Source organism: Marinobacter sp. S6332 (assembly GCF_023016045.1).
Taxonomy (GTDB): Bacteria; Pseudomonadota; Gammaproteobacteria; order Pseudomonadales; family Oleiphilaceae; genus Marinobacter.
Window position 1 is genome coordinate 133,458 of the sequence record NZ_JALKAP010000007.1, and the last position, 13,448, is coordinate 146,905.

At 52.2% G+C, this 13,448-nt stretch carries 13 protein-coding genes; 5 read left to right on the top strand and 8 right to left on the bottom strand.

Going from position 1 to position 13,448, the window contains the following annotated elements; all coding sequences use genetic code 11:
* Window positions 1-59: 59 nt before the first annotated feature.
* The 4 genes from MWU62_RS11935 to MWU62_RS11950 are packed head-to-tail and all read left to right on the top strand — an operon-like array spanning window position 60 to window position 4,623.
* Window positions 60-860, top strand: a complete 801-nt coding sequence (locus MWU62_RS11935) for a C39 family peptidase (RefSeq protein ID WP_247115124.1) — start codon at window positions 60-62, stop codon at window positions 858-860.
* A gap of 60 nt (window positions 861-920) precedes the next feature.
* Window positions 921-1,931: a transporter gene (locus tag MWU62_RS11940; protein WP_247115126.1), complete on the top strand. Its 1,011-nt coding sequence runs from the start codon at window positions 921-923 to the stop codon at window positions 1,929-1,931.
* A 39-nt stretch (window positions 1,932-1,970) separates the two neighbouring features.
* Window positions 1,971-3,596 carry an outer membrane protein transport protein gene (locus MWU62_RS11945; RefSeq protein WP_247115128.1) on the top strand — a complete coding sequence of 542 codons (1,626 nt, stop codon included), beginning with the start codon at window positions 1,971-1,973 and terminating at the stop codon, window positions 3,594-3,596.
* A gap of 34 nt (window positions 3,597-3,630) precedes the next feature.
* Window positions 3,631-4,623, top strand: coding sequence for a MalM family protein (locus MWU62_RS11950; RefSeq protein ID WP_247115130.1), 993 nt, complete (start codon window positions 3,631-3,633; stop codon window positions 4,621-4,623).
* A 7-nt stretch (window positions 4,624-4,630) separates the two neighbouring features.
* On the opposite strand, the gene MWU62_RS11955 is transcribed toward MWU62_RS11950, so the two are convergent.
* From MWU62_RS11955 to MWU62_RS11965, 3 genes are read right to left on the bottom strand one after another with little or no spacing between them, the layout of a single operon-like run.
* Window positions 4,631-5,662 (bottom strand): polysaccharide deacetylase family protein, encoded by a 1,032-nt coding sequence (locus MWU62_RS11955; protein ID WP_247115132.1) that lies wholly within the window; start codon window positions 5,660-5,662, stop codon window positions 4,631-4,633.
* The gene (locus MWU62_RS11960) at window positions 5,659-6,336 is read right to left on the bottom strand and encodes a DNA-J related domain-containing protein (protein WP_247115134.1); all 678 of its coding nucleotides are present in this window, start codon (window positions 6,334-6,336) and stop codon (window positions 5,659-5,661) included. Before MWU62_RS11960 ends, MWU62_RS11955 begins: the two co-directional genes overlap by 4 nt.
* 27 nt (window positions 6,337-6,363) lie before the next feature.
* A complete protein-coding gene (locus MWU62_RS11965; RefSeq protein WP_247115135.1) occupies window positions 6,364-7,008 on the bottom strand; it encodes a TetR/AcrR family transcriptional regulator in 645 nt (214 codons plus the stop codon).
* A 72-nt stretch (window positions 7,009-7,080) separates the two neighbouring features.
* Between MWU62_RS11965 and ttcA the strand changes: the two genes are divergently transcribed.
* Window positions 7,081-8,001, top strand: coding sequence for a tRNA 2-thiocytidine(32) synthetase TtcA (gene ttcA, locus MWU62_RS11970; RefSeq protein WP_247115136.1), 921 nt, complete (start codon window positions 7,081-7,083; stop codon window positions 7,999-8,001).
* 35 nt (window positions 8,002-8,036) lie between these two features.
* Here ttcA and MWU62_RS11975 read toward each other — a convergent pair whose 3' ends face one another.
* From MWU62_RS11975 to ccoG, 5 genes are read right to left on the bottom strand one after another with little or no spacing between them, the layout of a single operon-like run.
* Complete coding sequence (locus MWU62_RS11975) at window positions 8,037-8,726, bottom strand: sulfite exporter TauE/SafE family protein (RefSeq protein WP_247115137.1); 690 nt, start codon at window positions 8,724-8,726, stop codon at window positions 8,037-8,039.
* Complete coding sequence (ccoS, locus tag MWU62_RS11980) at window positions 8,723-8,929, bottom strand: cbb3-type cytochrome oxidase assembly protein CcoS (protein WP_247115138.1); 207 nt, start codon at window positions 8,927-8,929, stop codon at window positions 8,723-8,725. Before ccoS ends, MWU62_RS11975 begins: the two co-directional genes overlap by 4 nt.
* Window positions 8,930-8,985: 56 nt before the next feature.
* Window positions 8,986-11,430, bottom strand: coding sequence for a heavy metal translocating P-type ATPase (locus tag MWU62_RS11985; RefSeq protein ID WP_247115139.1), 2,445 nt, complete (start codon window positions 11,428-11,430; stop codon window positions 8,986-8,988).
* The gene (locus tag MWU62_RS11990; protein ID WP_247115140.1) at window positions 11,427-11,942 is read right to left on the bottom strand and encodes a FixH family protein; all 516 of its coding nucleotides are present in this window, start codon (window positions 11,940-11,942) and stop codon (window positions 11,427-11,429) included. Before MWU62_RS11990 ends, MWU62_RS11985 begins: the two co-directional genes overlap by 4 nt.
* A 48-nt stretch (window positions 11,943-11,990) precedes the next feature.
* The gene (gene ccoG / locus MWU62_RS11995) at window positions 11,991-13,421 is read right to left on the bottom strand and encodes a cytochrome c oxidase accessory protein CcoG (protein ID WP_247115141.1); all 1,431 of its coding nucleotides are present in this window, start codon (window positions 13,419-13,421) and stop codon (window positions 11,991-11,993) included.
* Window positions 13,422-13,448 lie beyond the last annotated feature (27 nt).

A 13,448-nucleotide genomic window follows, 5' to 3' on the forward strand; every position in this document is an offset into this window, starting at 1 on the left:
GTAACAATATGTAATCCGATAAATGCTACGGATAACAACAAACAGGGATTTCGTCTGACATGCTAATGGTGCTCGCTGGGTCCATTCTTACATTCGCCATAGTGCAAGAAGCTACTGTGGTAGAACCCTTTGAAAAGGGTTCTGTTGTCATCGAACAAAAGGTCGATGCTAGCCCGGTGGAATTGCGTTCGGATTTTCGCATTGAGCCGCTGGTTGAGCAGAAGTTCCGGAATATTGTGCGTCAGGCCTACGACTACAGTTGCGGAAGTGCAGCCCTGACGACCATTCTCAATTTTTATTTGGGGCGCACTTTATCTGAGCGCCAAGTAATGGAAGGCCTGCTGCATTACGGCGAAAGCGACCGTATCGTCTCGCGCCGGGCCTTTTCCATGCTCGATATGAAACGCCTAGTGACGGCGCTTGGTTATCCGTCGGGCGGCTTCCGCGCGACCATTGACGATCTGATTGATCTTGACCACCCGGCTATTGTTCCAATACACCATGCGGGCTTTAAGCACTTTGTTGTGCTCAGAACCATTCGTGACGGGCGTGTATACATGGCGGATCCGGCCGTAGGTAATTTGTCGTTTACGCTGGCTCAGTTTGAGGAAAAGTGGGACGACAACGTTCTGTTCATCGTTTTCCCGGGCAGTGATAAGCCGCTAGACAATCTGGAACTCAAGGAAGAAGACCTGCGCTTTGTAGATGACCAAACCATGACGCTACTGGCTCTGGAACGAATGCCAGTGTTTCATGAATCGACAGCTAGACGTATCCAGAACGTACTCGAACGTCAGAAAAACAACCCTGACGGCAGTGTTGAGAATACCCGAAAGCAATTGCATTACCGTCGCAATTAACATTTGCCCGGCACATTGTCTGGCTTAGAACTATTACCAATAAAAATTAAGGGAGTTAGGATGAATCGTTGGTTTATGCGAGGTCTTATCCTTGTTTCCGCGGCAGGTTTGCTTCCGGGCATGGCCCTGGCGCAGGACGACAATGTAGGTCAGGCGAGGGATGCACTCGCAAAGCAGGAGGGGGATGAAGACTCTTCGCGCCAGCTTGAGGAAGTGTTTCAAGCTGCGGAGAAAAACTACTCCCTGCAGAAAAAAGGGACCCACTCCCTTAACTATTCGTTCGATTATTCCTATACCGCCGACCAGCGGCTGGATCTTGCGATTACAAACGGCTCTGTGCGGAATCTGGATGTGGTGCCCTCCGCAACCCACAACTTCACTAATTCTTTTTCCTACGATTTCGGTCTTTTGGACAACCTGACGGTTGGTGCCAGAGTACCTTTGGTCGTGAAGTACGATACTGAAGACGAACTGAACGTTTACGATTTTGGCGATATCTCCTTCACAGGTCGTTGGCAGCCTTTCTCCTACGTGCCGGGCAAGATGTCGACCACTCTATTCGGCACCTTTACCAGTAAAACTGGTGTTAGCCCTTACGAAATAGATATCAATGAGCAGCTCTCAACCGGTAGCGGTTACTACTCTGTTGGCGGTGGTGCAAGCCTCTCAAAAGTGCTTGATCCGGTTGTGGTGTTCGGATCCATAAGTGTTACCTACAACCTGCCTGCTGAGGATCTACAGCAAGTACGTGGTGCGCGGCTGCTCGACAAGGTTGAACCAGGGTTTGGTCTTTCCGGCTCTGCCGGGTTTGCCTACTCGCTCTCCTACGATATCTCCCTGAGCATTTCGGCTCAGTTGAGCTACAGCGACGAAACTGTTCTCACATTCACGAACGGTGACCAAGCAATGGCGCAGGATCAGATGACCGGTTTCCTGAGCATGTCGCTAGGGACACGGGTTAGCGATACCACTATCGTGAACACCAGTCTTGGTATCGGCCTGACTGAGGACGCACCGGACTTCTCTCTGGGTGTATCCCTACCCATCAATTTCTCCGGCCTAAAAGAGTGATTGGCGCCGCTGACGTTTTAACGGGAAGGGTAGGATTTCATGGGACATAATAGCCACAAGCGGCAACTTCTCGCGGCAATGGTAGCCACAACCTTATCGTGTGGGGTTCAGGCTCAGCTCGCGCAGAACTTGACCATTCACCCGAAGGCACTGGCGCTGGGTAATGCGGTAACCGCGGACCCACCCGGAATTATGGCGGTTCACTACAACCCGGCAGGTCTGACAAAGCTGGACGGCCGCCAGTTTGAAGTCAATTTGTTGAGTATATACCTTGATGTCGATGCTGATTTTACAGCTCCTGAAGGCTATGAAATATTTGGCATTGACGGCCTTGAGATTGACCCTAATACGGGCAAGCAGCGGGATCCAGTTGCAAATTCACACAGCCACTCCAATACGGTTGCTTTGTATGTTCCCGGCTTTGGTATTCTTCGCACGCCTTCAGGGCCCGCGGTCGCGCCATCTGCGGGTTTTAGCATCAATCCGCCAGGATCTAAGCTGACCTTTGGCAATGCTTTTTATCTACCAATGGCGGCGGGCTTCTATCGGGACAAAAATGATCCCGCTCGTTACCAGCCTCAGGCTGCAGCACTGCAGCGTACAACCTACCTGGCCCCAACCGTGGGTTACAAAATTAACGATGAGTGGTCGGTGGGTGCCGGGATTCACCTGTCCCACATGGGCATTGCTGCTGACCAGTATATGCGTGCGCCCAACATGCTGCTGGGCGTTGCGGAAATTCTGCAGGACGCATTCAACTGTGAAAGCGGTGACGAACCATTGCAGCCCTGGCTTGCTCTCTGCGGCGGTAACGTGGGTCCTTGGGATGACATTGGAGCCATGAGCCTTAACGTTCAGGAAACTCTGTCACCCACCTATACGCTCGGGGTGATGTGGGATCCTCTGGACTGGTTCACTTGGGGGGCAAGCTATACCTCCGAAGCTGAAATGAACATGAAGGGCACCTTCGAGATCGAGTACACCGATAACTGGTCTGGATTTTGGCAGAGTGTTAACGGATCGGTTCTGGGTGCCATTACTTCCGCCATTCTTAGCTTGCCGTCCGGTGCTCCCCGGGAGGCCGGTAACGTCAGTATGGATTTGGTTTACCCGCAACATTTTCAAACCGGCATTAGTGTAGATCTGCACCCGAAGCTGACATTTAATGTTGATGTGGGCTGGACTGACTACAAACAGTGGGATGCCTTTCTGTTCCGCTTTGATCGAAACCTTGAATTTCTTAACGCTGCGCGGATTTTGTCTCCAGACAACGCCACACCGAACACACTCAAGCTGCCGCTGGGCTTTAGTAGTCAGTGGAACTGGGCATTTGGTGCAGAGTTCCATGCTTCATCGCGGCTTGATTTGAGAGCAGGTGTTGAAATCCGAGATTCTGTTATACCGGACGACCAGCGTTCGGTAATGGCACCCTTTGGTGGTGCTAACCTGTACAGTGTCGGTATGGGGTATAAGTGGGACAAAAATACGGAAATTGATATGAACCTCAGTTATCTGCATTCTGTTGAAAGCATTCCGGCGAATACCAGTTGCAACATTAACTGCGATAATATTACCAACATCATCTACAACCCCTATGCCGGGTTGGATGTGAAAACCTCTTTGCGGGTTGTTATGGCGGGTCTTAGCTTCCGGAAGAAATTCTGACTGCACGCTGCTTCGTGCTCAAAAGGGCATATCCGTGACAACACATAAACTCCTGACAGCAGTTACTAGCATGCTTTTGGGCGCACTGCTGTCCGGCTGTCAGGTTGGCGGTTCAATAGTATCAGATAGGGAAGGCTATTTTTCTTGGGTGGATGAGCAGGGGCGCGTGCGATATTCGCCTATCGTAGAAGCGCTTGCTCAGGAAAAACCCGTCGCCAGTCAGGCTGTGGCAGAGGATGAATTTACCACCGACAACTACCCAGACGCGGAAGAGCTTCGGCGCAAGGGGTACGTGCGAGAGGGCGATGGTAAGCCATATTTTATCTGGCGCGATGCTGACGGTAATCTCCGAACCAGTTATTACCAGCCTGACACTCGCACGGATGAAGAAAAAGGGCGTGTAGCACTGCCTGTTGAGACAACTCCGGCAACGGTATATCACGCAGAGGATACACTCCTTGAGTCAACGCCCGTGGAAGGCCACGACCCCAACGCTTTTGCCATTCTGGGCATTAAAGACAGCGGCGACGCCTATCTAACACGCTTCGCTGAAACTTGTTGCCAGACACTAGATACCCAGAACCATGAGCGCTGGCAGGAAGGTCGCGAATTTGGCGTACAGCTGACTGAAAACTCTCCGGAACACCAATTTCTTACTGGGCTAAGCCCCTACCAACTGATTGCGCTGCCCCAAGAGGAGCCGGGCGAGGAGCGGGTGTTCCGTTTGCGCTCATACGCTAGCAAAGGTGTGTTTGTGCCATCGGTGGTATTTCTTGATGGCCAATTAAGACCGGTTAGGCTGGTCACAGAAATGGTCTCGGATTTTGAGCCGGAGAATTGGCATCGTCGCGGCTACCTTGAAGCGCGGATCCCGGTTTCAAGCGCCAGAAAAGAGCGCTGGATGCTCATCTTTACGCGCAACGATGATCTCGAAGGCCAGACGGTTATTGAAACCCGTCGTGGCCCTCGCAAGATACCCCACGTAAAAAACGGCGAAATCGGCCTGATCTTGGTAGAAGCTCGTTGAGTCCGCTTCAATCTTCCGGTTGGCTCAAATCCAGCCACTGCTGAGATAGCCAATAAAAGCCGCCCCCTTGAGCAGGGTGGGTGCAGTTATAGCGGAACCGACGGCTGTTGAAAGGTCCCGGTGCCGTTATCGAAATCGAGTCATCCAATACGTCAAAATCAATCCGTCCCATACCCGATGCGAAGCAGGTTAGCCTGCTGGGCTGAATCTCGTCCACCAGCGGCAGAGTAAGGGTTGGAGGATTCTCATCCATGACGCCGTCAGGCAGCTTGCCAGTATCTACAGGAAACGCTTTACTGGTCAGCTTGTCTCTAAGGCCATCGAGCTGACCGTAGGTATTCGCCATAGGAAATCGGGGTAAGCGCGTTTGCCCGGAAAGCGGGCCTATGGCTCCCGATTGCTGTCCATATCCGTACCAGCCCCTTTTCGCTACCTCTGCCTCAAGAGCTTCATCGAACTCGCCATACGGATATGCAAATAGAGGTAAATCGGCTCCGAGTCTTCGCTTTAGCTCAGCCTGCGCAGTATCCAAACTGTGGGTTATTCGTTTTTTCCAGTCGCCTTCTGCCTCTTCAGGGCGCCGCGCTAGGTGGCCATGCCCGGAACTGTGGTTTGCAATGCTTACACCATCCCGTTTAGCCAGTTCTTCGAGTTGCTGCCAAGTCATATACCCATGGCTTCCAATGGCGGCTGTATCGACAAAAATGGTGTAGGGCAAGCCTCGTTTCTGGAGGATCTCTGCGCCTTTGCTATAAACCGACTCATAGGCATCGTCAAAGGTAATTGCGATGCGCTGGTTGGTTGATGGGTCATCAGAAAACTGGTTTTCTGTGGCATCGCGCAGGTCTGCAACCTCAAGGCTTAGTTCTGAGATTAGATCAAGCTGCGCGTTAAATAGAGATGCGGATGTACTGGTAGAAGGCGGTGTCGTGTCGCTGATGTGATGGTATTGAAGGACGACCAAATCAGCTTTTACGGTGGCGCTTGCTAGAAACATTGTAAATAGAGTGCCCGACATCCTAAATTTTCCGGCTTTCATGTTTGCTCCATCATTTGACTGAAATGTGTCTTCAGGACGGTAAAGGCTTCATTAAGAGACTGTATTTCTTCGGTCTTCCCGCCTCGATCTGGATGGGCGTGCATGACGGCCCGACGAAATGCCTGTTTTACGGTGTTAAAACAATCGGGAACTGAATCGAAACCCAATACTCTTGCCGCGTGTAGAGTCTCTGGCTTACTTGGCCCCAAGCCCTGATAGCCCGCCCAAAAACGATCCATCATTTGTTGAATGGCATCCTCTGGCAGCTTGTATTGGGATAGGTCCAAATAGAAATTACGGAGGCTGTCCACTGCCCCGGGCAAGCCAGTGCCAGCAACGGTATCCTGAGGTTCAATAATAATGCGTAAGGGCGATATCGTCAGATGCTCTCCGGCTTCCATCAAGGTGTCTTTTAAGCGGTAAAGCACGTGGAATAGCAAAAAATGTACAGGATAAAGTTTTTGCGTGTCGTGAAACTCTAAGTCACCGATCAAAAACCACGGTGGGCGCTGAAGTGTTTTAATGAGGTTGAGTTCATCAGTGCCTTCAGGGGCGTTACGGAGCTCATGTTCAACCGCTATCAGCATATGTTGGATCTGCTGATCCAATATTTCATCTGACGCAGTCGCAGGTAGGCTGTGCAAGAGCTGCGGGGAGGCAGAAGTGTCTTTCATAGGCCCATGTTAGGCCAGTCAATGCGTTCAGGGAAGGGCAGCTAGCCCGGGTAGCCCGCCTTTAAATAGCGCTGTTGCCATTTCGGCCGCGCGCGCTACTTCAATACTGGCCCGTTCTGGGTGTTGATACACACGCCGAGCAACCATCAGACCGGTCTCATAAGCCACACCGAAGAACGCGGCGCACAAGTACTCCTGATCGACATTCGGCAAGATGTTTTGGTCAATCGCGTCCCGAACATCGTCTTCAAGGGATAACATGATAAGTTCGAGTATTCCGGAACCAAAGAGCTCTTTCAGGGCACGGTCATTACGGTGGGCAAGTTCGTAAACAAGTGGGTCACTTGCAGTGGCGCTGTATACGGCGAGATAGGACTGATGAATGAAGTCCTCCGCGGTGTCTGCCGAACGCCGCGAGTGGGTTAGGTTCTCGTTGAGGCCGCCCAGAAAGTCGGACAGCAGTGCGGCAAAGATGTCTTGCTTGCTGCGGAAATAGTTGTAGAAAGTACCCGAGGCCAGATGTGTATGTTGGATGAGGTCACGTATGGTGGTATTTTCGTACCCCTTCTCCTGAAAGCAGAGGCGAGCGGCTTTGAGTATCGCCGCGCGGTTGCGCAGGCGGTTGCGTTCGCGTTTTCCTTTGGCTTCTTGCCCTGAACTCAACATATCCATGTCAGTAACCTGTCCCTAAAAGAAGTGGATGCGTATAATCTCACGATCATTTCCCCACTGAACACAGTTGATATGCCCGAAGCGATAAGTGACAGCCCCGAACAAACTTATAGTTCAGAATACGAACGCCGTCAGAAACTGGAGCAGAATAAACTGCAGAAACGCCTGCGCCGAGAGGTTGGTCAGGCGATTGCAGACTTTTCAATGATCGAAGCAGGCGATAAGGTAATGTGCTGCCTGTCCGGTGGCAAGGATTCCTATGCCATGCTGGATGTCCTGCTGAATTTGCAGAAAAGCGCACCGGTATCGTTTGAGCTGATTGCTGTCAATTTGGATCAGAAACAGCCGGGCTTTCCGGAAGACATCCTGCCGAATTATCTGGCTGCCATAGGCATCGAGTATCACATTATTGAGAGAGATACCTACAGCATCGTCAAAGACAAGGTGCCGGAGGGTAAAACCACCTGTGGTTTATGTTCGCGTTTACGCCGAGGTATTCTCTACAACTTTGCCGAAGAGCAGGGTGTTACCAAAATCGCACTGGGGCATCACCGTGACGATCTGTTGGAAACCCTGTTTTTGAATATGTTTTACGGGGGCAAGCTTAAAACCATGCCGCCAGTGCTGCACAGCGATGATGGCCGGAATACCGTTATCCGGCCTTTGGCATACAGTCGAGAGAAGGATATTGCCAGATATGCAGAGCTTAGGCAGTACCCAATCATACCCTGCAACCTATGCGGCTCTCAGGAAAACCTGCAACGCCAAGTTATCAAGGATATGTTCCAACATTGGGACAAACAACACCCTGGGCGACTTGAGACCATGTTCCGGGCTTTATGCAATGTGGAACCATCGCACCTTGCTGATACCAACCTTTATGATTTTCGCGAAGGCAAACGCCTTGGTGGCAAGCGTCAGGCGGTACAGACTGCGTCACCCGGGCAAGAGCCCGAACAGAGCTTTGGCCGTTTGGATGTATTAAATATCTAGACCCATGAACCCCGAGACCTGTGCGAAGGCCACTTTTAGTGGCCCATTAACGCCATCAGAGGCAGAGTCCAAAGCCCGAACAGAATCAGCAGAGCACCGGTAAACTTCCGGAATTTCTGATTGCTTTTTAGCCCGTTGATCCAGCTGGCGGCATAGCCAGCTGCAAGCATGGAGGGCAAGGTGCCCAGCCCGAAAAATACCATGGTGAGTGCAGCCGAGCCAACGGTTGGCTGCAGTGCGGCCCAACCCAAGGTGCTATAAACCAATCCGCAGGGTAGCCACCCCCACAGCGCGCCGAGAGCAAGAGCTTGACCGGAGTGATGAATAGGGAGAATCCGTCGGGAGAGGGGTGATAAACGCTCCCAAAGGGGTGCGCCAATTCGTTCCACATAACGGATTCCTTGCCACCATTGCCCCATGGATAAACCCATAGCAATAAGTAACAAACCCGCTACCGACCGCAAAACCATGCCAAGCTGCGCCCATTGGTTGGCGGCTGTAGTGCTCAAAAGTGCAATAAGTGCTGCGATCAGTGCATAGCTTGCAATTCGCCCGACGTTATAGGCAAGCAACAGAAAGGATTGTCGCGTACGAAAGCCCTTGCCAACGGGCAGCGCCATGGACAGAGAGGCGCTGATTCCTCCGCACATGGCAAGGCAATGTGTGCTGCCAAGCAGCCCGATGAGAAATGCACTGGGGTAGCTTAGGTAAAGTTCCGGCGTCATGATCTATCAGGTTTGTCTTCTGGGCTTTCCGCTTTGTGTGGTTTGTTCTGGCGTGCATCGTCCGGGATCATGTCTTCGTCGTCGTCGTATAGAATCCGGTGTGCGGGGCCTTCCAGATCGTCGTACTGGCCATTTTTAACCGCCCAGGAAAACAGCAAGATACCCATCACCACCAAAATTAGCATGACTGGTACCAAAAACATTACGATTTCCACGGCATAAACCTCATAGTTAGAGCTCGGTGTTTACGGTATCAGGGCTAAACCTGCGCGCCAACTTGTGGTGCTTTGATTCTAGCTTTTGCGCGGGGTTGGGTTCCCAGTCGCAACGCGTTCAGTACAACAATTAGAGAGCTGAGTGACATGCCTATAGCGGCTAGCCAGGGCGCTACTAAACCGGCAGCGGCAAGGGGTAGGGCACAGACGTTATAGATGAGTGCCCAAGCCATGTTTTGGCGGATGATTTTGCGTGTGCGACGGCTGGTATCCAGCGCCTCTACCAATTGCATCAGCTGACCATTAAGTAGCACGGCATCCGCTTTCAGTTGCGTGAGATCTGCTGCGGTTCCCATGGCAACCGAGATGCCCGCACCCGCCATAGAGGGAAGGTCGTTAAGGCCGTCTCCAACCATCATAACCTGACGACCTTCGGATTTCAGTCCTTGGAGGACCTCAAGCTTTTGTTCTGGCGAGGCTTGGCCTATGGCCTCGTCAATACCCAGCATGTCCGCAATCTCACGCACATGGCCGGAGCGGTCGCCACTCAGCAGCAGGGTGCGAATGCCCAAGCTTTGAAGGGCTTTCACGGCCTGTGCTGCATCCTCTCTGGGCTGGTCATCAAGTCGGAAGCAGGCAAGCCACTCGTTTTCTGATGCTAGCCAGATCTCCATACCCGAGTGTTGCTCAGACTCTGGCTCCGGAGCGCTTAAATGCTCGGCAACAAAGTCTCTATGGCCTATGAATAGTGCCTGACCATCGTAATGGCCGGAAAGTCCGCCCCCAAGATGGTTTTTAACCTGATCAATGGCGGCCGCAGGGCGGTTATGGAAGACTCGTGCAATCGGGTGTTCTGAGTGCTGCTCCAAACCCGATGCCAGACGCAAGCATGTGTCTCTGTCTCTACTGCCTACAATATGGGTGTCGATCAGGCTTAGTTCGCCTCGGGTCAGGGTGCCGGTTTTATCGAAGACCACCGTGTCGATGGAGTTCATGGATTCCAGTGCATGGCCCCGGGTGGGCAGAAAACCCAAACGACGCAGCTTTACGGTGGCAGAGGTAATTGCGGTAGGCGTTGCGAGCGACAGGGCGCAGGGGCAGGTGACCACAAGCACAGACAATGTAATGTCAAAGGCGTTGTCGGCACCGGCAAGCCACCAGCCAACCCATACCACCGGGGCAAGAATAAGTACGCGACCGACAAACTTACCGGCAATGCGGTCGGCCATAAGGGCTACCCGTGGTTTTTCTGACTGCACGCGGTCCAGTATCCGCAAAATGCCGGAGAGTCGGGTTTGGGCTCCGGATTTTTCTACCTTAATGTCTAAGGGGTTTTCGCCGTTAATGCTACCGGCATGTACGAGGTCTCCGTGCACTCGGGTTTCGGGCAAATATTCGCCTGTTAAGGCCGATTCGTTGAGGGTGGATTGCCCCCGAAGGATGGTGCCATCAACGGGTAGGGTTTCGCCGGGCCTAATGCGAACCACGTCCCCGGGCTGTACCTGATGTGCGGGAATGATCTCGGTGTGTTCGCCTTGCACCCGGGTGGCAACTGTTGGTTGGAAGCCTGCCAGCGCGTTACCGGTAAGCCCTGCACGATACCTTGCTTGTACCTCAATATAGCGCCCGAGCAATAGGAAAAAAGTAAACATGCACACGGATTCAAAATAGACCTCTTCACCGCCCATAACCGTTACCCAGGCGCTCGCGAGGTAAGCCAGACCTATGGCGATAGCGACAGGTACATCCATGGTCAGGTGACGGGTTTTGACATCCCTTTGCGCATTGCGGAAAAACGGTCCAGCGCTGTAGAACACGACCGGCGTGGCGACCAGTAGCCCGAACCAACGAAAAAACGATACAAACTCCGGCGACAAACCGCTGATCAGCTCAAAATAAAGCGGGAAGGCCAGCATCATGCTCTGGAACATGCCAATGCCAGCAACCGCCAGACGAATCAGCATGGAGCGGTGCTCTGCTTTCAGTTGGTCTTCAATGGCATCAGATTGATAGGGGCGGGCCGTGTAACCGAGCTCATGAATGGCAACCAGTAAATCGCTCAGAACTGCTTTATCTTGGGCCCAAACAAGCCGCGCTCGCTGGGTTGTATGGTTTACGGAGAAAGAAAGCACTCCCGGTTGCTTTTTCATGTGGTTCTCAAGCAACCAAATGCAAGCGGCACAGGTGATGCCACCGATCAAAAGCTGGGCTTCTTGGCCAGCTTTAACCGGAGAAACAAAGGCTTGCTGTACCAGAGGGTGATCCAGCTCTCTGAGCCGGTCCAGTTCTGAGCTCGTCAGCTGGCGAGGTGTAACTGCGGGCTCGGTACGGAGTTGGTAAAAACCAGTCAGGCCTTCACTGTGAATGGTTTCGCACACTGCCTTACAGCCCTGACAACAGAAGAGTCGTGTTTGGCCATCAAGCTTCAGCGTAATGCGCGGCTCACCGTCAGCCGGTTCGCCGCAATGAAAGCAATCCACAGGGGTCACCCTTGGGCGGATCCTTTCGGGCCCATATGAAGGCTGCCGTCGGTTGGTAGCCAAGCTTCGCCTTTGAGGCGCCATTGGTTGTCTGGCCCGCGAAGTTCGTAATACCAGCGCCCCTTAATGTCATCAAGCAGGCTGCCTGTGTAATGGCCGTTTCCGTCGCTGCGGAACTGGATGGTACGGTCGTTTTGGGCAAGTGTTGGATGAAACAAGTTGAGTATCAGGTAGGGGAATTCCGCTGGCCCTTGCTGCGTTTTTACATTTAGCAGAATACTGCGTTCCTCAAATGCCATGTCGGCGTTGAGACCCATATCGCTTGCTGCCTGATCACGGGCGATCTCTAAGTTAATACCACGGCCTTCTTTCGAATAGTCGTCGGTCACCATCGTATCTTTCATATTTGACGCAACAAACAGCATGAACATGCTAAAGGTGATTGCGGATAGCGGTGCAATGGTCAGAAACCAGAACCAGGGTTGCCGATACCAAGGTGCTACAGGTACTTCTTGATTCATAATGCTCAGTCTCGTCTGTTTACAGGTTGCCAGCGGTGACCCAGAGGATCACTGCGTTGGACCGACAAATCGGCTTTCGGTTTCCAGCTTCAGTGAAGCATCCGTTTCAGACTGTGCATGGAATATTATTTCGTTGTTTGATTGCGGAATAGACTCGGGTGGTACATCTACAACGGTTGGAAGTGAACGGTTTTCACCGCTATCCACTGAAACCTGAGTCTCGGTCAGAATACGAATGCCATCCATGCCTTGCACAGATAGGCTGAAGGTCTGAGGTACTTCCGACATGTTCACGATTTTCAGTGTGTAGGAGTTCTCAATGCGCCCCTCTCCGTTGAAGCTAAATAGCGCACCGCGGTCCCGCAAGACGTCCATTTGAGCGGGTACACGAGTTGCGATCACGAATACAATCGTACCAATCATGGCAGTGAGAACGGCGCCATAACCAAAGGTGCGAGGCCGCAAAAGTTTTGATGGTTTGCCTTCGAGTTCGTTTTCAGTGGTGTATCGAATCAGGCCGCGGGGGTAGTCCATTTTGTCCATGATTTCATCACAGGCGTCGATGCACAGGGCACAACCAATGCACTCGTACTGAAGGCCGTCGCGGATATCAATACCAGTGGGACACACGTGAACACACTGCCCGCAATCAATGCAGTCGCCTAAACCTGCCTCTTCAGGCTTTACGCCCTTTTTACGCCCCCCACGAGGCTCCCCTCGATTGGGGTCGTAAGAAACAATACGTGTGTTCGGGTCGAACATAACGGACTGGAAACGGGCGTATGGGCACATATACAAGCACACCTGTTCTCGCATCCAGCCCGCATTGAGATAAGTGGCAACTGTGAAAAACGCTACCCAGAAATAGGCCCAGCCATTGGCTTGTAAGGTGAAGATGTCGGCAATTAATTCACGAATCGGATAGAAATACCCAACAAACGTTAGGCCGGTTAATAGTGCGATAATTAGCCAGATCGTGTGCTTAGCGGACTTCTTGAATATTTTTTCTTTAGAGTTGGGCGCTTTATCCAACTTCATGCGCTTGTTACGGCTGCCTTCAATGCGCTCCTCCACCCACATGAAGATGAAGGTCCACACCGTTTGGGGGCAGGTGTAACCACACCATACACGGCCAAAGAGCGTGGTTATAAAAAACAGGCCAAAGGCACTGATAATCAGCATGCCTGAAAGTAAAAAGAAGTCTTTGGGGTAGAAGGTTACGCCGTAAAGATGGAACTCACGAGCAGGCAAATCAAAATGAATCAGTGGGGCGCCGTCAAGAGTAAGCCACACGAACAAGAAATACATACTCATAAGGAGTAACAGGCTGACTGTTCGGATGCGCTGGAACAGCCCCGTTACTTCTTTAACGTAGATCTTTTTGCGACTGGCGTAGAGCTCGACTGTTTTTGTGCCCTTGTTGTCGCCCGAGGGTTCTGAGGAGGGGTCGATCTGTTTGACCGGGATTTCATTACTCATGAGTACCTCCAGATGGAGTAGTAAAGC